Origin of the sequence: Mesorhizobium sp. M0166 (genome assembly GCF_040322255.1) — a bacterium.
Classification (GTDB): Bacteria; Pseudomonadota; Alphaproteobacteria; order Rhizobiales; family Rhizobiaceae; genus Mesorhizobium.
In genome coordinates this window covers 1-22,765 of the sequence record NZ_JAMYTD010000022.1, presented here as the reverse complement: position 1 = coordinate 22,765, position 22,765 = coordinate 1, and the positions used below count along the sequence as shown (strand labels likewise).

The 22,765-nt window shown below is 60.1% G+C and carries 23 protein-coding genes; 19 read left to right on the top strand and 4 right to left on the bottom strand.

Features of this window, described 5'->3' with window-relative positions; genetic code table 11:
• Nucleotides 1–7 precede the first annotated feature (7 nt).
• Nucleotides 8–328, top strand: a complete 321-nt coding sequence (locus NKJ46_RS22200; protein WP_352667630.1) for a HesB/IscA family protein — start codon at nucleotides 8–10, stop codon at nucleotides 326–328.
• A 69-nt stretch (nucleotides 329–397) separates the two neighbouring features.
• Here the strand turns inward: NKJ46_RS22200 and NKJ46_RS22195 are convergent, their stop codons facing one another.
• Nucleotides 398–646, bottom strand: a complete 249-nt coding sequence (locus NKJ46_RS22195) for a hypothetical protein (protein WP_352667743.1) — start codon at nucleotides 644–646, stop codon at nucleotides 398–400.
• On the opposite strand from NKJ46_RS22195, the gene NKJ46_RS22190 reads away from it, so the two are divergent.
• From NKJ46_RS22190 to NKJ46_RS22110, 17 genes are all read left to right on the top strand, one after another.
• A complete protein-coding gene (locus NKJ46_RS22190; protein ID WP_352667627.1) occupies nucleotides 593–838 on the top strand; it encodes a NifU family protein in 246 nt (81 codons plus the stop codon). The genes NKJ46_RS22195 and NKJ46_RS22190 overlap by 54 nt on opposite strands.
• Entirely contained in the window at nucleotides 789–2,006 is a 1,218-nt protein-coding gene (gene nifS / locus NKJ46_RS22185) for a cysteine desulfurase NifS (protein ID WP_352667625.1), read from the top strand. Before NKJ46_RS22190 ends, nifS begins: the two co-directional genes overlap by 50 nt.
• Nucleotides 2,003–3,211 (top strand): homocitrate synthase, encoded by a 1,209-nt coding sequence (nifV, locus tag NKJ46_RS22180; protein ID WP_352667622.1) that lies wholly within the window; start codon nucleotides 2,003–2,005, stop codon nucleotides 3,209–3,211. The genes nifS and nifV overlap by 4 nt, the downstream gene beginning before the upstream one ends.
• Nucleotides 3,208–3,588 (top strand): nitrogenase stabilizing/protective protein NifW, encoded by a 381-nt coding sequence (nifW, locus tag NKJ46_RS22175; RefSeq protein WP_352503026.1) that lies wholly within the window; start codon nucleotides 3,208–3,210, stop codon nucleotides 3,586–3,588. Before nifV ends, nifW begins: the two co-directional genes overlap by 4 nt.
• Before the next feature lie 189 nt (nucleotides 3,589–3,777).
• The gene (locus NKJ46_RS22170; protein ID WP_352466656.1) at nucleotides 3,778–4,629 is read left to right on the top strand and encodes an electron transfer flavoprotein subunit beta/FixA family protein; all 852 of its coding nucleotides are present in this window, start codon (nucleotides 3,778–3,780) and stop codon (nucleotides 4,627–4,629) included.
• Nucleotides 4,630–4,647: 18 nt separating this feature from the next.
• Complete coding sequence (locus NKJ46_RS22165) at nucleotides 4,648–5,757, top strand: electron transfer flavoprotein subunit alpha/FixB family protein (RefSeq protein ID WP_352457019.1); 1,110 nt, start codon at nucleotides 4,648–4,650, stop codon at nucleotides 5,755–5,757.
• A gap of 9 nt (nucleotides 5,758–5,766) precedes the next feature.
• Nucleotides 5,767–7,074 (top strand): FAD-binding protein, encoded by a 1,308-nt coding sequence (locus NKJ46_RS22160; RefSeq protein ID WP_352667735.1) that lies wholly within the window; start codon nucleotides 5,767–5,769, stop codon nucleotides 7,072–7,074.
• An 11-nt stretch (nucleotides 7,075–7,085) separates the two neighbouring features.
• A complete protein-coding gene (locus NKJ46_RS22155) occupies nucleotides 7,086–7,385 on the top strand; it encodes a ferredoxin family protein (RefSeq protein ID WP_023678245.1) in 300 nt (99 codons plus the stop codon).
• Nucleotides 7,386–7,566: 181 nt separating this feature from the next.
• Nucleotides 7,567–9,330 (top strand): nif-specific transcriptional activator NifA, encoded by a 1,764-nt coding sequence (gene nifA, locus NKJ46_RS22150; RefSeq protein ID WP_352667619.1) that lies wholly within the window; start codon nucleotides 7,567–7,569, stop codon nucleotides 9,328–9,330.
• Between the two features lie 238 nt (nucleotides 9,331–9,568).
• Nucleotides 9,569–11,047 (top strand): nitrogenase cofactor biosynthesis protein NifB, encoded by a 1,479-nt coding sequence (nifB, locus tag NKJ46_RS22145; RefSeq protein WP_352667617.1) that lies wholly within the window; start codon nucleotides 9,569–9,571, stop codon nucleotides 11,045–11,047.
• Nucleotides 10,963–11,274 (top strand): 4Fe-4S dicluster domain-containing protein, encoded by a 312-nt coding sequence (locus tag NKJ46_RS22140; RefSeq protein WP_245274753.1) that lies wholly within the window; start codon nucleotides 10,963–10,965, stop codon nucleotides 11,272–11,274. Before nifB ends, NKJ46_RS22140 begins: the two co-directional genes overlap by 85 nt.
• Before the next feature lie 99 nt (nucleotides 11,275–11,373).
• Nucleotides 11,374–11,694 carry a nitrogen fixation protein NifZ gene (locus NKJ46_RS22135; RefSeq protein ID WP_352450751.1) on the top strand — a complete coding sequence of 107 codons (321 nt, stop codon included), beginning with the start codon at nucleotides 11,374–11,376 and terminating at the stop codon, nucleotides 11,692–11,694.
• The gene (gene nifT, locus NKJ46_RS22130) at nucleotides 11,691–11,903 is read left to right on the top strand and encodes a putative nitrogen fixation protein NifT (protein WP_352506796.1); all 213 of its coding nucleotides are present in this window, start codon (nucleotides 11,691–11,693) and stop codon (nucleotides 11,901–11,903) included. Before NKJ46_RS22135 ends, nifT begins: the two co-directional genes overlap by 4 nt.
• A gap of 36 nt (nucleotides 11,904–11,939) precedes the next feature.
• Entirely contained in the window at nucleotides 11,940–12,845 is a 906-nt protein-coding gene (locus NKJ46_RS22125; RefSeq protein ID WP_352667614.1) for an SIR2 family NAD-dependent protein deacylase, read from the top strand.
• Nucleotides 12,846–12,918: 73 nt separating this feature from the next.
• Nucleotides 12,919–14,787: an ABC transporter ATP-binding protein gene (locus tag NKJ46_RS22120; protein ID WP_352667611.1), complete on the top strand. Its 1,869-nt coding sequence runs from the start codon at nucleotides 12,919–12,921 to the stop codon at nucleotides 14,785–14,787.
• Nucleotides 14,787–16,682, top strand: coding sequence for an ABC transporter ATP-binding protein (locus NKJ46_RS22115; RefSeq protein ID WP_352667608.1), 1,896 nt, complete (start codon nucleotides 14,787–14,789; stop codon nucleotides 16,680–16,682). Before NKJ46_RS22120 ends, NKJ46_RS22115 begins: the two co-directional genes overlap by 1 nt.
• A 159-nt stretch (nucleotides 16,683–16,841) precedes the next feature.
• A complete protein-coding gene (locus NKJ46_RS22110) occupies nucleotides 16,842–17,045 on the top strand; it encodes a hypothetical protein (protein WP_352667606.1) in 204 nt (67 codons plus the stop codon).
• 246 nt (nucleotides 17,046–17,291) lie between these two features.
• On the opposite strand, the gene NKJ46_RS22105 is transcribed toward NKJ46_RS22110, so the two are convergent.
• The 3 genes from NKJ46_RS22105 to nifA (NKJ46_RS22095) form a co-directional block, all read right to left on the bottom strand.
• Nucleotides 17,292–18,326: an LLM class flavin-dependent oxidoreductase gene (locus tag NKJ46_RS22105; protein WP_352491479.1), complete on the bottom strand. Its 1,035-nt coding sequence runs from the start codon at nucleotides 18,324–18,326 to the stop codon at nucleotides 17,292–17,294.
• Nucleotides 18,327–18,417: 91 nt separating this feature from the next.
• The gene (gene hisC / locus NKJ46_RS22100) at nucleotides 18,418–19,557 is read right to left on the bottom strand and encodes a histidinol-phosphate transaminase (protein ID WP_352523374.1); all 1,140 of its coding nucleotides are present in this window, start codon (nucleotides 19,555–19,557) and stop codon (nucleotides 18,418–18,420) included.
• A gap of 234 nt (nucleotides 19,558–19,791) precedes the next feature.
• Nucleotides 19,792–21,564: a nif-specific transcriptional activator NifA gene (nifA, locus tag NKJ46_RS22095; RefSeq protein WP_352853875.1), complete on the bottom strand. Its 1,773-nt coding sequence runs from the start codon at nucleotides 21,562–21,564 to the stop codon at nucleotides 19,792–19,794.
• A 997-nt stretch (nucleotides 21,565–22,561) separates the two neighbouring features.
• On the opposite strand from nifA (NKJ46_RS22095), the gene NKJ46_RS22090 reads away from it, so the two are divergent.
• Nucleotides 22,562–22,765 (top strand): cation:dicarboxylate symporter family transporter (locus NKJ46_RS22090; RefSeq protein WP_352667604.1); only part of this gene is annotated, 204 nt, incomplete at its 3' end.

Here is a 22,765-nt window from a genome sequence, read left to right as displayed (position 1 = left end):
TGGAGCCATGATTACGCTCACCGAAAACGCTGTTGCCGCCATCAAGACTGCTCTTTCCCGCGCCAGCGAGCCGGCGGAAGGCTTTCGCATCATGGTCCAGGCCGGCGGCTGCGCCGGCTTCAAATACTTAATGGGCCTGGAGAGCGTGTCGCGCGAGGGCGACGCGATCACCGAGACAGATGGGATCAAGCTGTTCGTGGACGCGGGCTCCCAACCCCATGTCGCCGGCATGACCGTCGACTTCCTCACCGGGCTCGAATCTTCCGGCTTTGTCTTCGATAACCCCAACGCGCGCGAGAAGTGCGGCTGCGGCAAGTCCTTCAGTTGATCGCCCGAAGCGCCTGTGCGGGTCCATGAAGCGATTGCCGACAACGGACTGTTTTGCGGAAGAGGAGGCTTACATGGCCGGCACAACAGATGTCCCCGTCCTCAAGAACAAGGCAAGGTCAAAGCCGATCTCGGGACCGGCAATCGCTTCCGGTAGGATGCAAAGAACGTCGCCTGCCGAAACAGTTCGGTTCCTGGTGGCACCCGAGCTGCTGGCGACCAAATCGCGCCGCTGCGCCAAATTCGGCTTATCGATAACGTTGTCGTGCTCGGGCGTCCTTGCCTGCGGGCTGACGGCGGCGACTGCGGACTTGTCCATGTCGACGCCGATCCGGTCTACGTCAAACTCTCGGGCGTCTGCGCCGGCTGCCAGTTCGGGCCCATCATCATCAACGGCATACGCCAGAGGCTCAATGAGGCGGTCGCGCGCTCGCGTCATTCCGGTCAACTGAGGATCGCACATGAAACCTGTCTACCTCGACAACAACGCAACCACACGGGCCGATCCTGAGGTCGTGCAAGCGATGTTGCCGTTCTTTAGGGATCAATTCGGCAACCCTTCGTCGGCGCACGCTCTTGGCGCCTCAGTCAGTGCGGCGGTGAGAAAGGCGCGGAGGCAGTTGCAAGCTCTGATCGGCGCGGAGTTCGACGATGAGATCACCTTCACCTCGGGTGGGACAGAAAGCGACAATGCAGCGCTTCTTTCGGCGCTCGAGGCGACGCCCAACCGAACCGAGATCGTGACGTCCGCGGTCGAGCATCCCGCCGTGCTGACGCTCTGCGCGCATCTTGAGAAGACCCGCCGCGTCAAGGTGCACAGGATCCCGGTGGATTGCCGTGGCCGGCTCGACCTCGACGCCTATATGGCCGCCCTCACCCCACAGGTGGCAATCGTCTCGATAATGTGGGCGAACAATGAGACTGGTGTGATCTTCCCCGTGGCCAGGCTTGCCGAGTTGGCCAAGGAAGTGGGCGCCCTTTTCCATACCGATGCTGTGCAGGCGGTCGGCAAGCTTCCGATGGACCTGAAGTCGACCGCAATCGACATGCTGTCGCTCTCCGGCCACAAGCTGCATGGGCCGAAAGGGATCGGCGCGCTTTTCGTAAAACGTGGCGTCAATTTCCACTCGCTGATCAAGGGGGGCCACCAAGAACAAAACCGGCGTGCTGGCACCGAGAATACGCCCGGCATAGTCGGGCTCGGCATGGCGGCCAAACTCGCCTTGAAATTCATGGACGACGAGACCACACGGGTAAAGTCGCTCCGCGACCGTTTAGAGGACGGGATTCTCCAGCGCATCCCAAGCACCTGTGTCACTGGTGATCCCCTGGAACGGTTGCCCAACACCGCAAACATCTCCTTCGAACATGTCGAAAGTGATGGAATTCCACTTCTCCTCAGCCGCGTGGGCATCGCGTGTTCCTCCGGCTCCGCCTGCACCTCCGGCTCGCTGGAACCGAGCCATGTCCTGAGCGCGATGAAAACGCCACACGCGGCAGTCCGCTTCTCCTTGGCGCGGGACAACGGCGAAGCGGACGTCGACCGGGTGCTCGAGGTCATGCCGGCAATCGTGGAGAAGCTGCGTGGCCTTCCCAGTTCTGGGCCGGGTAACCGAACCTCCGAAGACGGTCAATCCGGTCTATGCCTGAGCGGCAGCAGAACCGGCTACCGTTCATGACCCGTCATGTCTTTCTCAACGATACGACCTTGCGCGATGGCGAGCAGGCGCCCGGCGTCGCCTTTACCACGACGGAAAAGCTGGAGATCGCCGAGTCTCTTGCGGCGGCCGGCGTCACAGAGATCGAGATCGGCACGCCGGTCATGGGCGCCGACGAGATCGAAACAATTCGCGCCGTGGTCGCGCGGTGTCTCCCGGTTCGGCTCATGGCCTGGTGCCGGATGACGTCGCTGGATCTCGATGCAGCGATCGAGAGCGGCGTCCACGCCATCAATCTATCGCTGCCTGCGTCGGACATCCAACTTGCCGCCAAGCTCGGCCTCGATAAGGCGGGAGCGCTCCAGGTCATCGAACGTATGGTCAGGCGCGCAGCCGCCGCCGGCTTCTTCGTCGCGGTGGGCTGCGAGGACGCCTCGCGGGCCAATCGGGATCATCTCGCCCGCGTCATCGAGACGGCTGCACGCGCCGGCGCAAGCCGCGTCAGGCTAGCCGACACAGTCGGCGTTCTCGACCCGTTTTCGACCTTCGAACTTGTCGCCCAGCTCGTGCCGCAGTCTCCAATCGAGCTTGAATTTCATGCGCACAACGATCTCGGACTTGCTGCCGCCAACACGCTGGCCGCGATCCGCGCAGGCGCGCGCCATGCGTCCGTCACCGTCCTGGGGCTCGGCGAGCGTGCGGGCAATGCCGCGCTGGAAGAGGTGGCCGCCGCGATGGCGGTCCTCGACGGCGCGAATACCGGCATCGAGCTGACCGCATTGCCCGACCTCGCCGCCCAGGTGGCTTGGGCCTCCCGCCGGCAGACCGCTGCCATTAAGCCGGTCGTGGACGCCGATGTTTTCACCCACGAATCCGGCATTCACGTCGCAGGGCTGCTGAAGGACTCGCGTACTTATCAGGGGCTCGATCCGGCTCTCGTGGGCCGCTGCCGGCGTATCGTCATTGGCAAGCATTCCGGCGCCACTGCGATTGCCCATGTGCTGAGCGAAAGCGGTCGCGATCTCGACCCGGATTTGGCAGCCGCGATGGTGGCCCGCGTCCGGCGCGAGGCGGCCGAGACCAAATCGACCGTCACTGCAACTCAACTGGTCGAGCTCTACGATGAAATGTGCAGCGAGGCATCCCTCGCGGAGCTGTGCGGGTCCAGGTCAGCCGTGCGCGAGCCCACCGACACCACAGTTTTCCGACCAGGGAGAATGCAATGAATTGTTCCGCTGACAGCCGCCCCATCGATGTCACCGACATCCTCGCACGACTGAAGCGCCTGTCGGCTGCGGAGGAGTTCTTCGCAGTCCTTGGCGTCTCCTATGATCCGAAGGTGCTGAATGTCTCGCGGCTCCATATCATGAAGCGCGTGGGCCAATACCTTGCCGAAGAAGATTTCTCCGGTCTGCCCGACCAGGTGATTGCCGCGCGGGTGCGCGCGACGCTCGAACGCGCTTACGAGGACTTCGCGGTTTCCTCGCCGCTCACCCATCGGGTCTTCAAGGTGCTCAAAGACCACGATCCGAACAAACCTGCCACGCCGGGCCGCACCTTTGTCCCGTTCGACTCCGTACTGAAGCGGTTCGGACAGGAATGACCGCGACACGGGTTGCGACGCGACAATGTCGAGAAGCCGACAAATCCGGTCATCACCACGGCGCCCTCAGAAGCAACCAAGCGAAGTTCTAGGAATTGGGGGCAGCGCAAAACAGTTGGCACGAATGATGCAACCCAAGGAGATGAACCGCCAAGCCCGCATCCGGACTGGAGCCTGGAGAAACCGCCAATGCACATCGTAATCTGCATCAAGCAGGTGCCGGACTCGGCACAGATAAGGGTCCATCCGGTGACGAACACGATCATGCGCCAGGGTGTTCCGACCATCATCAACCCTTACGACCTGTTCGCCCTCGAAGAAGCCCTCAGACTGCGCGACGCCTATGGTGGCGAAGTCACCGTGCTCACTATGGGTCCGCCCATGGCAGAGGACGCGCTGCGCAAGGCGCTCGGTTACGGCGCCGACCGAGCGGTGCTCTTGACCGACCGCTATTTTGCCGGCTCCGACACGCTGGCGACCTCGTTCGCCCTTTCCCAGGCAATCGCGAAGGTTGGCGAGACGTTCGGCACGCCAGACCTCGTCTTCACCGGCAAGCAGACGATCGATGGCGACACCGCCCAGGTCGGGCCCGGCATCGCCAAGCGCCTCGGACTCCTGCAACTGACCTATGTCGCGAAGATCGCCTCTATTGACCTTGCTGCGCGCGAGATCAAGGTCGAGCGCCGCTCCGAAGGCGGCACACAGATGCTGAAGAGCAGGCTCCCTTGCCTGATCACCATGCTGGAAGGCACAAACGAGATCCGCCGGGGCTCGATCCAGGACGCCCTGTGCGCTGCGCGCAGCCAGGTCTTGAAATGGAGTGCGGCCGACGCCGGCATTGAGGATCTCACCAAATGCGGCCTGCGCGGTTCACCGACGGTGGTCAAGCGCGTTTTCGCGCCTCCTGCGCGAGCGGAAAAGGCGGCAAAAATCGACACCGCCGAGATGGCCTTGCGCGATGTCGCTGACGAACTCATCACGGCAATTTTCACCCGCCAGCCGGCATTGGAACATGAGCTCGCCTTCAACGGCGGCGCGTGAGAGGGCAAGGAGCAGACGATGTCGACCGCGAACCGAGAAACCCCTCGCCCTGCCGCCGGCCGTGCCGGCATAAAGAAGGAGCTGCCCGCGCATTTCAAGGACTACCGGCACGTTTGGGTTTTCATCGAGCTCGAACGCGGCCAAGTCCATCCCGTATCATTCGAACTGCTCGGCGAAGGCCGCAAGTTAGCAGACAAGCTTCAGGTCCAGCTTGCGGGCGTCGTGCTTGGACCGCCGGGAGAGGCCATCGGGAACGCCGTTGCCGAAGCGTTCGCTTATGGCGCCGACCTTGTCTACATCGTCGAGGCGCCGCTGCTCGCCGACTATCGGAACGAGCCATTCACCAAGGCGATGACGGATCTGGTCGATACCCACAAACCCGAGATCCTTCTTCTCGGTGCCACCACACTCGGCAGGGATCTTGCCGGCTCCGTGGCGACGACCTTGCAGACAGGGCTCACGGCCGACTGCACCGAACTCGATGTGGATACCGACGGTTCGCTCGCCGCCACCCGTCCGACTTTCGGCGGTTCCTTGTTGTGCACGATCTATACGCTCAATTTCCGCCCCCAGATGGCGACAGTGCGACCGAGGGTCATGCCCATGCCGCAGCGGGCGGATAAACCGGTCGGGCGTGTCATCCGGCACAAGCTCTCGGTAGCCGAGGACGAGATCGTTACCAAAATCCTCGGCTTCCTGCCGGATAGTCAGTCGGCAAAGGCAAATCTTGCCTATGCCGACGTCGTGGTTGCGGGAGGCCTCGGTCTAGGCGCGGCGGAGAACCTGCAGCTTGTGAAGAATCTCGCGCGAGCAATCGGCGCCGAGCACGGCTGTTCGCGCCCGTTGGTCCAGAAGGGCTGGATGCCAGCTGATCGGCAGATCGGCCAAACTGGCAAGACCATCCGGCCGAAGCTTTACATAGCGGCCGGGATTTCCGGCGCCGTCCAGCATCGGGTTGGCGTCGAGGGGGCGGATCTCATCGTGGCCATCAACACCGACCCGAACGCGCCGATTTTCGATTTCGCTCACCTCGGGATCGTCACCGACGCGATCCGCTTCCTGCCCGCACTGACGGAAGCCTTCACCCGGCGGCTGTCGCCCCACAGTCGCGACAAGCTTGCGAGCTAAGGGATGGACATGATTGAGGAACAATTCGACGCCATTGTTATTGGGGCCGGCATGTCCGGAAACGCAGCTGCTTACACCATGGCCAGCCACGGCCTGAAGGTGCTGCAGTTGGAGCGGGGTGAATATCCGGGCTCCAAGAATGTCCAGGGTGCCATCATGTACGCGAACATGCTGGAGAAGATCATCCCGGATTTCCGGGACGATGCGCCTCTCGAGCGGCATTTGGTTGAACAGCGGCTTTGGGTGATGGACGACACATCCCATACCGGGATTCACTATCGGTCGGACGACTTCAATGAGGCGAAGCCCAACCGCTACACGATCATCCGTGCCCAGTTCGATAAATGGTTTTCGCGTAAGGTGCGCGAGGCCGGCGCGACGGTTCTGTGCGAGACGACCGTGACGGAACTCATCCGTGACGCCAAGGACAGGGTGATCGGCGTCCGCACAGACCGGGCCGGCGGAGCCATCTACGCGGACGTGGTCGTCCTCGCAGAAGGCGTATGCGGACTGCTTGGCACGCGGGCCGGCCTGCGCGAGATACCGAAGCCGCAAACCGTGGCGCTCGCCGTCAAGGAAATGCATTTCCTGCCCGAAGAGGTCATTGAGCAGCGGTTCGGCCTCAAAGGCGATGAAGGCTGCGTGATCGAGGCGGTGGGCACGACCTCCCGCAGCATGGCCGGGCTCGGCTTCCTCTATACCAACAAGGAGTCGATCTCACTGGGCATTGGCTGCCTCGTCTCCGATTTCGCCGCGATGGTCGAGAGCCCTTACGTCCTCCTCGACGCCTTAAAAACCCATCCTTCGATCCGGCCGCTGATCGCCGGCTCGGAAGTGAAAGAATATTCCGCGCATCTCATTCCCGAAGGCGGCTACAAGGCTATTCCGCAGCTCTTTGGCGACGGTTGGGTCGTGGTCGGCGATGCCGCGCAACTGAACAACGCCATTCACCGCGAGGGTTCGAACCTCGCCATGACCTCCGGCCGCATCGCGGCTGAGGCAATCATCGAGGTCAAGAGCCGCAACGGTCCTATGACCAAACGGAATCTCGCCCTTTACAAAGCCATGCTGGACAAGTCCTTCGTGGTCAAGGACCTAAGGAAATACAAAGACATGCCGGCCTTGCTCCACACCAATTCCTGCAATTACTTCACGGCTTATCCGCGGTTGATGTCGCAAGCCGCGCAGAACTTCATGCGTGTCGACGGCACGCCGAAGATCGAGAAGGAAAAGGCGACCACGGCGGCCTTCATCAAGGCGCGCTCGCGCTGGGGGCTGGTCAGCGACGCGGTCCGCCTTGCATTGGCGTGGCGCTGAGGGGAGACGAAATGACGATCGCAGTGACGAAGTCACGTGTCGAGGACAAGCTTTACCAGAACCGCTACTTGGTGGATTCTGGCCGTCCGCATATCAAAGTGCGACCGCACGAGAGGCCAAGCGCGAACTTGCTCGCGCTGACCCACGTCTGCCCCGCGAAATGTTATGAGTTGAACGACAAAGGTCAAGTGGAGATCACTGCCGACGGCTGCATGGAGTGCGGCACCTGCCGGATTTTGTGCGAGACCAGTGGCGAGATTGAGTGGAACTATCCACGCGGCGGCTTCGGAGTCCTCTTCAAATTCGGATGAGGACGCACGCACCGCATCAAGAGGGTCAATCTTGGTACACCTGAGGTCGCGACCAACGCCAAGTCTATCTTTGCTTGAATTGCCGCGCCACGAAGAGAAGCTCGTGAATACTGTGCTTTCACAATTCAGACTCAGACACGAAAGGAGGAGCACTCTGGACGACAACCGCTGAGGTGTTTCCATGGCTCACGTACCGCAAGATCGGGTCGACGAGGTAGCACCTCGGGATACCCGCCCTGAACCGCCCATCAAAAGCATGCCCCAAGCAGATATCGCGCTCAGGGGACTCTACGAGATATCGAAGGTGCTGACCGCCCCCAGCGAGCTGGAGATTACGCTCGCCAATGTCGTGAACATCCTGCCTTCGTTTCTGCAGATGCGTCACGGAGCAATCGTCCTCCTGGACGCTGAAGGAGAGCCGGAGATTGCCGCAACTGCCGGCAATACCCACGCACCTCAATCAGGCACTCGCCGCGTCATACCACAGGCCATAACAGATCAAATCGTCGCTACGGGGACGCCGCTCTTCATACCGGACGTCCGCAAGTCCCAACTATTTCAGGCTGACCTTCAAACATCTTCGAGCAGCGGCACCATCCCAATTGCCTTTATCGGTATCCCGCTAAAGGCTGATCATAAAATCCTTGGGACATTGTCGATCGACCGCGCCGGAGACGGCGCCACCGACTTTCGCGACGACGAGGACACATACTTCCTGACGATGGTCGCCAACCTTGTCGGCCGGACGATCCGTCTCCATCGCATCCTGAGTACAGATCGTCAGCGGTCTGTCCATGAGCAATGGAGACCGGAGAAATCGCCCAACGAGGGGAGGACCTACGACCCTGCCCGGCATGCGGATGTCAAAATCGACGGGATCATCGGGGAAAGCCCCGCACTCAAGCAGGTGCTCGAAACCGTCTCGGTCGTAGCAGGGACCAATTCCACCGTGCTACTGCGGGGTGAAAGCGGCACCGGCAAGGAATTCTTTGCGCAAGCCATCCATAAGCTCTCACGTCGGAGGAAGAAGTCTTTCGTCAAATTGAACTGCGCCGCACTGTCTGAAAGCGTTCTGGAGTCAGAACTGTTTGGGCATGAAAAGGGCGCTTTCACGGGTGCTATCTCCCAGCGCGCCGGTCGTTTTGAATTGGCAAATGAGGGAACGCTGCTACTTGATGAAATCGGCGAGATTTCGCCGGCCTTTCAAGCCAAGCTGTTGCGTGTCTTGCAGGAAGGCGAGTTGGAGCGAGTCGGCGGCACCAAAACGCTACAGGTCGACGTGCGCCTCATATGCGCCACCAACAAGGATCTCGAGACGGCCGTCATAAAAGGGGAGTTCAGGGCCGACCTTTATTACCGCATCAATGTGGTGCCAATTATCCTGCCTCCGCTCAGAGAGCGACCCGGCGATATTCCACGCCTTGCGAACGCCTTCCTCAATCGATTCAACAAGGAGAACGATCGCGCACTCGCCTTCGCGCCGTCGGCGCTTGACCTGATCTCGCAATGCTACTTCCCTGGTAACGTCCGCGAGCTGGAGAACTGCGTCCAAAGGACGGCCACACTTGCGCGTTCAAGGACGATCACGCCATCCGATTTCGCCTGTAAGAAGAGCCAGTGCCTTTCCTGGCTCCTCTGGAAGCGAGCCGACCGCTCGAATGGCGGCAATACCATCGACGATCTCGCACGGGTCAACGCAGTGCCGGTCGGATTGCGGCTGCCGGCCAGTCGCATCGGTGCCTCCGCAGGCAACGTATCTCCCCTTGCGGCCGGCGATCCAAACGATCCCGCTTGTCCCCCGCGTCTGACGGAACGCGACCGGCTGATCGACGCGATGGACAAGGCCGGTTGGGTTCAGGCCAGGGCGGCTCGTATCCTCGGCCTCACGCCGCGGCAAATCGGCTACGCGCTGCGCCGATATGGCATCGAGGTGAAGAAATTCTAGACGTCGTGATGACGTCAAACGTAAGCCCGGAGTAGTCTCCCTCACACCCTTCGCGCCCAAGGCTGGTAGCCTTCGCGACCCGATTTGCTTGTCCACTGTCGGAAGCCCGACAAAGGTGTGTCGGAGCAATCCGACGGAATCCGACACGAAAGCCAATTCGTGAACCAAAACCGCTCTTTGAGCTGGCATAGCTCTTGCGGTTTGAACTGCGACATTCACCTAGCAACGGAGCCGTTCGATGTCCGCACCGGCAATTTCGCTTGAGAGCCTCAGCACGACATTCGGTGACCAGTTGCTTGCCACCGTGAAAGCCGGTGGCTGCGCGTCTTCGTCCTGCGGCTCGTCGATAAAGCCGGACGACACGGATCCGGCTATCTGGGAGAAGATCAAGGATCACCCCTGCTTTTCAGAAGAGGCGCATCACTATTTCGCGCGCATGCACGTCGCGGTCGCGCCCGGCTGCAATATCCAGTGCAACTACTGCAATCGCAAATATGACTGCGCGAACGAAAGCCGGCCTGGGGTGGTCTCCGAAACGCTGACACCCGACCAGGCGCTACGCAAGGTGGTCGCGGTCGCCAACGAGGTGCCGCAACTCTCCGTGCTCGGCATCGCCGGACCGGGCGATGCCTGTTACGACTGGAAGAAGACGAAGGCAACGTTCGAACGAGTTGCCAGGGAAATCCCAGACATCAAGTTTTGCATCTCCACGAATGGGCTCGCGCTGCCGGACCATGTCGATGAGCTTGCCGACATGAATGTCGATCACGTGACGATCACCATCAACATGGTCGACCCTGAGGTCGGTGCAAAGATCTATCCTTGGATCTTTTACGACCATCGCCGCTACGTCGGCATCGAAGCCGCCCGGATCCTGCACGAGCGGCAGATGTTGGGTCTGGAGATGCTGACCGCGCGCGGCATCCTCACCAAAATCAATTCAGTGATGATCCCCGGCGTGAACGATGAGCATCTGATCAAGGTGAATAGATGGGTGAAGGAGCGAGGCGCGTTCCTGCACAACCTCATGCCGCTGATTTCGGACCCGGCGCACGGCACGCACTACGGACTGAGCGGGCAACGCGGCCCAAACGCAATGGAGATGAAGGCTCTTCAGGATCGTGTCGAAGGCGGCGCCCAGTTGATGCGCCACTGCCGGCAGTGCCGGGCAGATGCCGTCGGCCTGCTCGGTGAGGATCGTGGCCAGGAATTCACAGTCGACCGAATTCCCGGCGAGGTCACCTACGATGCCAGCAATCGCAAGGCCTATCGGGAGCTGGTCGCGGAGGAGCGCCGTGATCACGTGGCGGCTAGGAGAGAAGCGATCGGATTGGTCAAGGCAGCGAGCCCCGGCAAGTCCCTTCTCTTCGCGGTGGCGACCAAGGGCGGCGGCCGCGTCAATGAACATTTCGGCCATGCGAAGGAATTCCAGGTTTACGAAGCCTCGCCGAGAGGGATCAGCTTTGTCGGGCATCGCAAGGTCGAGCAGTATTGTCTCGGCGGCTGGGGCGCAGAGGCCACCCTGGATGGCGTCATCGCTGCGCTTGAGGGCATAGATGTCGTGCTGTGCGCCAAGATCGGAAACTGCCCGCAGGATCAGCTCGCCGACGCTGGAATCCAAGCCACCGACGCATATGCCCACGACTATATCGAAACCGCAATCAGCGCGATTTACGCGGCCGCGTCTGGGACCCCCGCACTCGCGGCGACGGCCTGAGCGCGTCTCATCCATTCGGACCAGGAGTTAAAATGGCTTTCAAGATCATCGCATCCCAATGCACCCAATGCGGCGCCTGCGAATTCGAGTGTCCCTCCGGCGCGATCAAGTTCAAAGGCGAGAGCTATGTGATCGAGCCGCAAAAGTGCACCGAGTGCGAGGGGGTCTTCGATGCGCAGCAATGTGCCTCGGTATGCCCGGTGCCGAAGACCTGCGTTCCTGCGTGACGAACATTGGGCTGCCGACATGGTCGGGGATGCCTTCGCAGGACGCCTGGAACGCCTTTGTTCACAATCTGCAGCCTCAAGAGAAATCAGGGAACGGACATGTCGCTCGGACGCGAAGAGGAGGTCGAAATCCGCAGGCCTCCACGATTCATGCCGGGAGAGCGGGTACGTGCCACTCGCCACATAAAAAATGACGGCACCTATCCTGGCAGGGAGATCGGCGAAAATCTCGTGCGGAAGGGCGACGAGGGATATGTGCGCGACATTGGCACCTTTCTCCAGCAGTTCTTCATCTATGCGGTCGAATGGATCGACCGTGGCACAGTCGTCGGCATGCGAGCGCGTGAACTGATGAGCCTCGACAAAGCCGAGGTGCCCTGCAGTGCTGATAGCAATACCAATGAAGGGACGGCCAGATGAAAGTCATGATCCGCAGGACCGATGCTGGCTTGTCGGCGTATGTCCCGAAGAAGGACCTCGAAGAGCCGATCATCAAGCTCGAGAAGGAAGAGTTGTGGGGCGGAACTGTGACGCTCAGGAACGGGTGGCGGCTCCTCCTACCCGATCTTCCACGGGATACGCGTCTGCCGATCACCGTCGAGGCAAGGAAGATTTCCGAAGAGGACTGATGCTGCCCCTTGATAGGTGCGTCGCGAGGAACGAGCATGAACACGATCCTGACATCGGGCCACCTGGTCATCGTGCGGGACAGTTTTGCCGAAAAGCTGCTTGACCTGGCGAAGGAGGCGCTCGCCGCCGATCAGGTGATCCCCTATCTCGGTCCGGGTCTTCTTGGGTTCAACTGTGCGGAACCGCCTGTGCCGCATACGCCCGAGGTCGTTGCCGCGGCACTCAATGCACGGGCGCCAGCCCCTTCCAGGATCCGCACCAATATGTGGTCGGTTGCGCAGTTCATCGAACAGCGCCGGCATCGCCGGACGCTTCAAGCTTGGATGACCGACATATTCGCAGCGCCGGTGGCGCCTACCCTCCTTCGCGCCTGGCTCGCAAGGCTGCCGCTCTCCCTCATCGTCGACAGCTGGTACGACGGCGCGATGCGCACGGCTCTCGTAGAGACCGGCCGAACGGACGTCGTTGAGATACAAGGCGTCACGCGCGCGAACGAAATCGGTAACATTTGGACGAAAACCTACGATTTGTCCGGGAGGGAACTCGACCCCCGATCGGGGGCAAAGACGGTTCTCTATACACCTCACGGGAGTATTAGGCCGGCGCAAAACTTTCTCGTCGCAGATTCGGACTATGTCGAAGTCCTGACCGAAATCGATATCCAGACACCGATCCCAGACGTGGTGAAGGAACGGCGCATCACCCGTGGATTTTTCTTCGTTGGCTGCCGCTTCAACGATCAGATGCTGCGCACCTACGCCAGGCAGATCATGAAGCGCTCCCGAGGTCCATATTGCGCGGTAATGGACGCGGAAACGCTGACCAGAAACGAAGCGCGTTTCCTTGCGGCAAGCGGAATCACGGTGATCGACATGCCAGTAAGTGAAGCCGCGGCTCGGCTTATAGGAACGCGCCCTGCTGCAGGTGGTGGACAGGATTAACAATGGCGGGCCCCTTTGATGATTGGTCCTTCGGCTTGCCTCGAAGGCGCAAAATGCAGTCGGGAATACACCCGTGAGCAGTGATGCTATCGGCAGCGCAACGAACGCTCTGAATTCGTTGACCCATGTGGAAGCGGCGCGCTGGGGCCGGGATTTGAGTACGCTGTTGCGCATCACGCGGATGAATTTGCGGCATCCCTGGCAGGTCGCCTTCGCTATGGGCTCGACGATCATGGCGGCAATCCTCCAGTTGCTCATTCCCCAGCTTCTCGGCCGGGCCGTCGACCTGACCCAGACAGCCATCGGGGGCGGTGTCGCGGGGACCGCGGCAGGACAAGCGCTCTGGATCCCGGCTCTCCTGCTGCTCGCCGTCAGCGCGCTACGCGGCCTTTTCACGATGGCGCAGAACTATTTTGCCGAAGCCGTCGGGCATCATGTCGCGTACGAACTGCGGCTCGCCTACTACGACAAGATCCAGCGTCTCAGCTTTTCCTTTCACGACCGGGTCCATTCAGGCGATCTGATCACCATCGGAATGCTCGATCTCCAAGGCGTGCGGATGTATTTTTCCACCGCGCTCGTTCGCGTGCTCCTGCTCACCATGCTGATCGGGATCGGCGCCTACATGATGATCTCGACCGATCCCATGCTCGGCCTGGTCGCGCTGAGCTTCGTGCCTTTTGTCGCCTGGCGCTCATCGGCCACACAGCTTAGGCTGCGCGCCACCTGGCTCGACCTGCATGAGCGGCTTTCAGTACTAAGCCGCGTGATGGAGGAAAATCTCGCAGGCATCCGCGTGGTCCGCGCTTTTGCGGCTCAAGCCTATGAGATGCTGAAGTTCGACGGCGCTTCCAAGAACGCGCTCGACCTCGCCCACGACCGAGTTGACATCTACGTGCCCAGCACGTCGGCGATGACCTTGTCCTTCTTTTTCGCAATGGGATTGGTGCTCTGGATCGGTGGCAGCAAGCTCGTCGCTGGCGAGATAAGCGTCGGAACGGTGGCGACCTTCCTGACCTTCATGACAATCCTGCAAATGCCAGTCCGCCAGATCGGCCTCATGGTCAATGCCTTTGCCCGCGCTTCTAGCTGCGGTTCGCGGCTTTTCGGTCTCCTCGACCAGGAGATCACAATCAGGGATGCTCTCGAGGCCAGACCGCTCGAGATAAGCGACGGCACTCTGCGCTTCCACAATGTCTCGTTTGCGTACCCCAGCGCCGAAAACCGCGCCATTTTGAAGAACCTCAGCTTTGAGGCCCGTAGAGGCGAGACGATCGCGATCGTCGGTCCGCCGGGTTCGGGCAAATCGACGATGGCTCATCTGGTCCCCCGCTTTTACGACGTGACCGGTGGCGCCATCACGCTGGACGGCCAGGACATACGCAATGTCACCCTCGCGACGCTTCGCAAGGCGGTCGCCGTCGTACAGCAGGATGCATTCCTATTCACAACCACGATCGAGAACAACATCGCTTATGGCGATCCCTGGGCGAAGAGACAGCGAATAGAACGCGCTGGCGAATTTGCCCAACTCCACAACTACATCCTCGGGCTCCCAGCAGGCTACGAGACGGTCGTGGGCGAACGCGGCGTCTCTCTCTCTGGCGGCCAGCGCCAGCGTCTCACGATTGCTCGCACCATGATGCTGCGCCCCTCCGTCGTCGTTTTCGACGACTCAACGGCCGCGATCGATGCCGGCACCGAGCAGCGCATCCGCGCGGCGATGCGGCGCTTCGCCAAGGATCGGGTGACGATCATCATCGCGCACCGGCTGAGTGCGCTTATGCATGCCGATCAGATCCTTTTTGTCGATAACGGCGAAATCGTAGAACGCGGCACGCATCAAGAGCTTTTGGAGAAGCGGGGACGCTACAGGGCCCTTTACGATCTCCAGACGCGCCCGGGTGATGACATTATGACCCAGTATGGGGGCGCCCGCTGATGGCGCAGGGCCGCGCCGGCGAACTCGAAGCCGAACGTGACGACCGCAGACGCCCTCCGCGCGCCGTTGTCGGCTCGCACCGCATCGAGGAGGAGATGTTCGGCCGGGCTTTCGACAAGAGCATCCTCCGGCGCATCTGGGCCTTCGTCCGTCCCTATCGTGCCAGGGTAGTCATCACGATTGCAGCAATGCTGATCTTCACCGGGACGCAGCTTCTCATCCCGTTGATCATCCGCTACGCGATCGACCAGGGCATGAACCCGGCAAGGACCGATCGCTCAGCCCAGCTTGCGGCCGTCGGCGCGTTCGTTTTGGCGATTTTGGTCAATTTCGCTGCCGGCTACATGCAGGAAACCGTGGTTGGGAAAGTGGCCGAAACTGTCCTGTTCGACATCCGCCGCGCCATGTTTGGCCATCTGCAGAAGGTTTCGCTCTCCTTCATGGACAAGACCGAGGTCGGACGCCTCATGTCGCGCCTGCAAGGCGACGTCAACTCCATACAGGAATTCCTCGAAACCTCGGTATATTCCGTAGGCGATGTTGCGCTTCTCTTCGGCATCGTTTTCGTAATGCTGTCGCTCGACTTCCGCCTCGGCCTCCTGACGCTCTCGGTTCTGCCGGTCCTGGTGATCGTCCGCATTGTCTGGCTGCCGCGTGCCCGCGACGCCTTCATGGCTGCACACGAGACTAATTCCGTCGTCAACGGCGCGCTGGCCGAAGCCATTCACGGCGTGCGCACCGTCCAGTCCATGGACCGCCAGCAGGTGAATTCCCTTCTTTTTGAGGACAAGGCCCATGCCAACCTGAGGACCCACCTGATCGCTGCCAAATATGCACTGGTCATGGTGCCTATCGTCGATGGCCTCACCGGCCTCGCCATGGCCGCCGTTATTGTGGTCGGCGGCTCGATGGTCATGAATGGCCGCATAGATGTGGGCGTATTGGTTGCCTACCTATTTTACATCCAGCGCTTCTTTGACCCGATCCGCTCACTCACCCTGCAATATTCGATCATGCAGCGCGCCATGGCCTCAGGCAAGCGCCTGACCGATGTGCTCGACGTCAAGATCGATGTTCAGGACAAACCCAATGCCAAGGTGCTTTCGCCCGAAATGGACGGCTCGGTCGAGTTCAGGGACGTCAGCTTCGGCTACAATCCCAAGTGTCCGGTGCTGAAAAATGTCTCCTTCCGGGTCAATCCCGGCGAGACGGTCGCACTGGTCGGGCCGAGCGGTTCTGGCAAATCGAGCGCGATGGCCCTGGTCCACCGCTTCTATGATGTTCAGCAGGGCCAAGTGCTGGTCGGCGGACATGATGTGCGCGATCTCACCCAGGAATCGCTCGGCCGCCAGGTCGCCATGGTGCTGCAGGAGCCGTTCCTGTTCACCGGGACGGTCTTCGAGAACATTCGATACCACAAGACGGAAGCCACGCGCGACAAGGTGATCGAGGCCGCCAAGGCGGTCGGCGCCCACGACTTCATAATGAGCCTCGCCGACGGGTATGAGACCCAACTTGGCGAACGCGGCGACAACTTATCTCTCGGCCAGCGCCAGCTTATCAGTTTCGCCCGCGCCCTCGTCGCCGACGCCAAGATCCTCGTGCTCGACGAAGCTACCGCCAACATCGACAGCTACACGGAAATGCAGATTCAGAAGGCTCTGATAAAGCTGCTTGAAGGGCGCACTGGCCTCGTCATCGCCCACCGTCTTGCCACGATCCGGGGTGCCGACCGCATCATCGTGCTTCAGAATGGCCAAGTTATTGCGACTGGCAACCACGATCAGCTAATAGCCATGGGGGGCCTGTATTCCAAACTCTACAATCTCAACTACGCCTCCTTTGACGATATTCCAGAACACGATACGACCGTACAAGCCGGCTCCCAGACCTGACGTCTTGGCGGCCTTGTGGTACTGACATTGACTTCGGGCGTGCCGGCGGACACTCAGGCCGCCGCAGACGAGGAAGCAGGCAGCATTCATGCAAAGCACTCGCGCGGATCGTGAAGACCGGCTGCGAACGATTTCCTCCAGCGTCGTTATCCGACCGCGGTGCACGCCGCGACATCGGGCGAACTCGCTCCAGGTGGTGTCGCTCGGCGTAGCAAAGCCGCTCGCGAGCGCACCCTCAACAGCGCCGTAGCGAGTGACGGCTTTGCTACCGCCGAGCCGCTGATGAAGCTGGATGCGGGAGCCGCCACCGGCGCCGCCCCGGTCGAGAAGAACCTCTTGCGGCGGGCTATGGGCAACGACTAGCGCGAGCGCGACGAGCAGATGCGTGCCGGCATCGTGACGCGCTCGGCCATCATCTCCTTAGGATCGTGCAGTCTCACACCGTGCCCAGATGCCGGCCAACGCACAAACCTGGTAATCTGTGCCGCCGGCTCGTCGTCAGTTTGGCCTCCCTCACGATTTCCCAATCCCCACCACGTGCACGCTCGAGCAATGTGAGGGAGCGCTGTTACAACGATTTACCTTCGGATCAGACCGCGAATTTCATGGTCAGCCAAGTCGAGCCATGATTTCGGATTGAATGGTCGTCGCGGTGTACAGGGAAGCATCTAGCGGCAGATTCCCAAATGCCAGTTGACAAAGAAGGTAGTTAGCACCTGCCTCTTCCAACTGACTGAGCAGAGCTTCTCGCACAGACGCTGCTGATCCTACCACGCACAATTCACTCTCGACTGCCGCATCGAAGGTCAGCGGCAGGTTGGGTGGAGTGGGGATAGCGTTAAGCTCGTAAAGGAATTGGAAGCTCTTGAGCCATCGTTCGTAAGCAGGTGCCGCGAGCGAATAGGCATGTGTGTCACAACGCCCAACCACGACCATGCGGAGCAATCCAATAAATGGCGCTCGATCGCCAGTGTTGTCCTCTTGATAGGCGCGGAACGCATCAGTAGTTTTGCGAACAGAAGAGGAAGGTCCTACACACGCGATATTTGCTCCATTCGCAGCGGCCCAGGCTGCGGACTCGGGTCGATTGGCGGCGACCCATGTCGGCGGATGTGGACGCTGATGAGGTCTTAGCGTCAAAGGAACGTCATTGAGCTCAAAATGGCGGCCTTGATAGCACAGCGTGCCAACCTTCATGGCATTAACAAGTATTTCAACAAGAATTTCGCTGGCTTCCGCATAGCGGCCCGGCACCGCGTCCGCACCAATCCCGAAGTAACCCAATTCGATCGGGAGAGCACCGCGCCCTATGCCCAGTTCGAGCCTGCCACCGCTCAACTGGTCCAGCATACAGATCTCTTCGAACGCACGCAGCGGATGATAAAGCGCAAGCAGCATCACCAAGGGTCCGAGACGCAGGCGCCGGGTGCGCTGGGCGACGCTCGATAAGAACAGATTCGGCGATGGACCTCTCCCATGGGGGGTACAGTGGTGCTCTGCGAGATGATAGGCATAGAACCCTAGCTGATCGCACGCCTCTGCTAATATCAGGCGATCTTCGTACTGCCGGGCGATATCGAGGCCGTCCTCGTCCAGATGATCGAAGATGCCGAAGGCTAGGTTTGAAGGAAAGACGTTTGTCACTCGATATTGTCCCTGATTTTAAAGAAAAATGTTGTCGTGCTTGGGTGACCAAGCAAGTCTAAAGATAGCAATGTGTGATATCGGATTAGCGTCAGCGTACCGAACGAGCAGAGCCTGACGCTCCCCTGCCCGTGGTGCTTGGTATGTTTAAGCTTCCAACTATATCGCGAGCGGCAGCAAGAAATGCATCCAATTGCTCTTTTGTGCCGATGCTGACGCGGATGCAATGTTCCAAACCATTGTCCGGAAAGTAGGCAACGAGTATCTTTTGCCTTTCCAAGGCTGCTTGCCACCATGAGCCGTCCTGTCCCGCTGGCACACGGGCTAGCAGGAAATTTGCGTGGGAGGGCGTTACGGAAAATCCAAGTTGCGACAGTGCGGCTGTCACTCGCTGTCGTTCATGTCTGATGTGCTTGTGGTTCTCTGCGTAGGCGCCGCGATGCGCAAGCACGCTGATACCAACCGCATGCCCGATCACGTTCATGTTGAAGACGTTCTGGATGTTGCGCAGCCTGCCAATAATCTCAGGGTGACCGAAACCGAAACCGACGCGAATGCCGGCGGCGGCATAGCTCTTCGAAAATGTTCTCAAGATCAGAAGGTTCGAATAACGGTTGATGAGGCGCAGCCCGTGATCGGGTGCAAAGTCGACGTAGGCCTCATCAAGGACGACCAGGCGATCCGATTGTGCCACGAGGCGTTCGATATTGCTTATCGAGAGGAATGTTCCGGTCGGATTGTTTGGATTGGCCACCAGAATGAACTTGGCGTCTTTTGCCGGACCGGAAAGCAATTGCTCCATTGGCAGCGAATGAGTTTGACATCCGATCTCGAGAAACTCAGCACCATGCAACATGGCAAGTTTGCGGTTGAACGAAAACCCTGGCGATATCATCGCCACCTTGTCGCCAGGGGCGAGGAAAGCTCTGTAGATGAGTCCGAGCAGTTCAGACGACCCGTTGCCTGCGATGACCTGATCCGTGGATACGCCATAGGTATTGGACGCTGCTTCCCTCAAGCTGATGTTATCGTCGTCCGGATACAGATACTGGCGCTGGAGGGCCGCCACTGCACTTTGCATTATGATTGGCGGCAACGGAAACGGGTTCTCATTCGTATTCAGCTTGACAAAACTTTTGTCCGGCGCTGGTCCGTTGGACGGCAGAGCATCTAACTGTCGCGTCCCTTGCGGAAGAGACGAAAGCACAGCTTGCAGTTTTGCATCGGACATATTTTATCTCCGTTTCAGTCGCACAGGGCATGCGTATGAGCTCGCAACGAGAGCAACATGGCGGACGGATTGACGATGGCAGCGTCGCCTTTCACAAGATGGTCGCAACGCCGGCTGCCACGGGAATTCGGCCAGGCTGTCCTCGGTCGGATCGACTTGACGCGGACGCGGATCTGCATCCCTGCGCGGGCCAAGCCGCTAAGCGGTCTCAGCTAATCCGCCTGAGTCATGCTTTCACAGACGCTTGACCTCGATGCCGTATTTCCTCAGCACGTAGCCAATCTGGCGCGGGGTCAGTCCAAGCAGGCGCGCCGCCTTTGCCTGCACCCAGCCACATCTTTCCATGGCAGCAATGACGCGCTCGGCGTCGGTGGTCCTCGCGCCCAATGAGTGGGTTGCTCCGGCAGGCGGGACTGTGGTGGCGGCCGAACGAGCGGCCGCATCCGGCGGCGTGGCCGGATTCACTGCCTCTGGCAGGATTGGCGCTGGTTGCAGCGCGGCCTTGCCCGATCTGCTCTTCCGCAGCGCCTCGGCAAAGCATTGGTCGTGGGAGCACGCAAAGTCGTTTCTCCCGATTGATCGTCCCTCCGCCAGGATCGCTGTCCGGTGCACGCAATTTTCAAGCTCGCGAATGTTGCCGGGAAATTCACATTTCATCAGTACTTCAATCGCACGCGCATCGAAGGTCAGCGTACGGCCGTTCTCATCGTTGAAATTCTTGAGAAACTCAGCTGCGAGGAGCGGAATATCGCTGCGCCTTTGGCGTAATGCCGGCACCAGCAAGGGAACCACGTTGATGCGATAATATAGGTCGGCGCGGAACTCATTCCTTGCAACCGCCTCTTCAAGGTTCCTGTTCGTGGCGGCAATCACGCGAACGTCGACCTTGATGGTCTGGTTGCTGCCGACGCGCTCAAACTCCTGCTCCTGCAGCACGCGCAGTAGCTTTGCCTGGAAGGAGGCCGAGATCTCGCCGATCTCATCCAGAAACAACGTCCCCTTGTCGGCGAGCTCAAAGCGACCCTTGCGGGAATTGAACGCGCTTGTGAAGGCACCCTTCTCATGACCGAACAATTCGGATTCCAGGACTGTCTCTGGCAGCGCTGCACAATTGAGTTTGATGAAGGGCCGCTTGGCGCGCGGCGACAACTCGTGAATTGCCTTGGCGACCAGCTCCTTCCCGGTACCGGATTCGCCTCGCAACAGAACCGTGGTCTTTGCCTTAGCTACAACTGCGATCTTCTCGAGCAGCGCGCTTAGCGCCGGACTATCGCCAATCATTCCCTTGACGTGAACCTTCTTGCGCTGCGGTGCAGGGTGCTTGACATCAGAGAATTGCGTTTGCAGCCCATCTTCCACCTCCGTCGGTCGTTCGCGGTCGCCCGCGGAGAAGCGGTGCAACTTGACTGTCTGTCCCACCATGTTGGCTATCATGGTGAGCAGCCGGACATCATAATCGAGCCGATACGTTGACCTGCTGTCCAAGGCGCGGTCGATAGTCAGCGTGCCTACGGCGTTCCCATCAACACGAATGGGAACGCCGATGAAGGACACGGTGTCGGAGGCCCCAAGCACCTCTATGTCAGCGGCAGTGAAGGCCGAATGCACCGCTATGTTCTCGGCGACGAGCGGCGTGTCCGTCGTCACAATCAGATCGATTGCCTTGCGCGGCAGGCGCATCCGGGAGCGCTCATCGCTGTTCTCGTCGCAGCCGGTGACTACGGTGATGTCCAGTACGCCCTCAGCGTCGAAGAGAGCGATGATGCCGTGCCGCATCTGCACAAACGAGGGCAGGAGATCGACGACCTTGGCCAACGTGACTTCGAGCCGGGCGGGGTCGGTGAGTACTTTCGATATTTCGAAGATGCCGGTAAGCGCGTGCTCGTGCGATGGCACAAAAGGGACCGCGGTGTTCATCTCGGACTTTGGGTAAGCCCTTTTCGCATCCGGAAGCGAAATGCGGCACTCGCTGGCATTTTGTTCTGATTTGGGAATGTTGTGGTGCATATGATCCTCGATCTCGCGCCATGAAATGCATGCCGGCGGCATGTGCGCCCGCGACGTCGCGGGCAAGCGCGAAAATGCTCTGACGTGAACTCGTGCCACCGCCGTGTGGTCGAGTGCAAAGCGGGTCGACCCCTGACGCATCGCTTGGCTCTCCCTCCACGAAGCTTGGCCACGTTCTCGGCTTGCACGGGGGCAACCACACGTTGATTTTCAAAAGACTGGAGCGAGGCGGGATAGTCAATCGAGCTTTCTTTCATTCGTGAAAGGAAACCTCGCGGCCTATGATAGAATTCATCAGTTCTAATTTTTGTCGGCGATGTTGAACGACAGAAATACGGCGCCGGCGATGCGGTGCCCGAGCGGCTGACCGCGCCGAGTTGCCGGGCCGTGCCAGTCACCAGCGCCTGCGAACCAGGGGCGGGAGCGATAATCACTGCCGACGACACTGGTCGGTCGCGGCAACCGCCATTTCCTCGATATTGATGACACAGATAAGGCGGCGGCGTCGCGTGTGAAGGCGCGAAGGTGGCGGTCGAGCGCGGCTTTCTCGGCGGTGCTCGGAACTTCTGAACCGCATTGTCGCGGTCAGCACCAGCGGCGTCAATCCCTACGTCTCGACGTCGCTTTCAAGCTGTCGCTGCAGCGGGAGCGCGGCAAAGAACGCGGCAATTCTGCGCCCTCGTGCCAGCGATGCGGCCCTTCCCAAAGTCGGCAAACCGAGGAGCCCGCCACGATGTGCAGCAAAACCGCAAGCCAGAGAGATCGACCGGCAATCTGCCGGAGAACATCAAGCGCGTGCTGGACGGCGGCCTTGTCATTCCTGTCTTGTGCCACCGCTCATCCCATCATTGGCGAGCCCAACGTCAGTTCAGGTCATGCGGATCCATTTGGCATGGGTATTGCGGCGGCCTTGGTGCAGCGTTCGACCGGAGCGCCGCGATAGGGAGAAGCCCGGGAGAAGTCACGCCACCTCGATCCGGTCAGGGAGAGAGAAACAGTGTCAGCTGCACAAGTCCGCGGCGCGAGTCCCGCGCCCCGCAAACCCTTCTATGCCAAGCTTTACGCGCAGGTGCTTGCCGCCATCGCCCTCGGCGTCGCAATTGGCTATTTCTATCCGGGGACCGGCGAGAGCCTGAAGCCGCTGGGTGATGCCTTCATCAAGCTGGTCAAGATGATCATCGCGCCTGTCATCTTCCTGACA

Coding starts and splice junctions, on each gene's coding strand:
- NKJ46_RS22200 (WP_352667630.1), top strand. CDS start 8: ATGATTACGCTCACCGAAAACGCTGTTGCCGCCATCAAGACTGCTCTT.
- NKJ46_RS22195 (WP_352667743.1), bottom strand. CDS start 646: ATGGACAAGTCCGCAGTCGCCGCCGTCAGCCCGCAGGCAAGGACGCCC.
- nifS (WP_352667625.1), top strand. CDS start 789: ATGAAACCTGTCTACCTCGACAACAACGCAACCACACGGGCCGATCCT.
- nifV (WP_352667622.1), top strand. CDS start 2,003: ATGACCCGTCATGTCTTTCTCAACGATACGACCTTGCGCGATGGCGAG.
- nifW (WP_352503026.1), top strand. CDS start 3,208: ATGAATTGTTCCGCTGACAGCCGCCCCATCGATGTCACCGACATCCTC.
- NKJ46_RS22170 (WP_352466656.1), top strand. CDS start 3,778: ATGCACATCGTAATCTGCATCAAGCAGGTGCCGGACTCGGCACAGATA.
- NKJ46_RS22165 (WP_352457019.1), top strand. CDS start 4,648: ATGTCGACCGCGAACCGAGAAACCCCTCGCCCTGCCGCCGGCCGTGCC.
- NKJ46_RS22160 (WP_352667735.1), top strand. CDS start 5,767: ATGATTGAGGAACAATTCGACGCCATTGTTATTGGGGCCGGCATGTCC.
- NKJ46_RS22155 (WP_023678245.1), top strand. CDS start 7,086: ATGACGATCGCAGTGACGAAGTCACGTGTCGAGGACAAGCTTTACCAG.
- nifA (WP_352667619.1), top strand. CDS start 7,567: ATGGCTCACGTACCGCAAGATCGGGTCGACGAGGTAGCACCTCGGGAT.
- nifB (WP_352667617.1), top strand. CDS start 9,569: ATGTCCGCACCGGCAATTTCGCTTGAGAGCCTCAGCACGACATTCGGT.
- NKJ46_RS22135 (WP_352450751.1), top strand. CDS start 11,374: ATGTCGCTCGGACGCGAAGAGGAGGTCGAAATCCGCAGGCCTCCACGA.
- nifT (WP_352506796.1), top strand. CDS start 11,691: ATGAAAGTCATGATCCGCAGGACCGATGCTGGCTTGTCGGCGTATGTC.
- NKJ46_RS22125 (WP_352667614.1), top strand. CDS start 11,940: ATGAACACGATCCTGACATCGGGCCACCTGGTCATCGTGCGGGACAGT.
- NKJ46_RS22115 (WP_352667608.1), top strand. CDS start 14,787: ATGGCGCAGGGCCGCGCCGGCGAACTCGAAGCCGAACGTGACGACCGC.
- hisC (WP_352523374.1), bottom strand. CDS start 19,557: ATGTCCGATGCAAAACTGCAAGCTGTGCTTTCGTCTCTTCCGCAAGGG.
- nifA (WP_352853875.1), bottom strand. CDS start 21,564: ATGCACCACAACATTCCCAAATCAGAACAAAATGCCAGCGAGTGCCGC.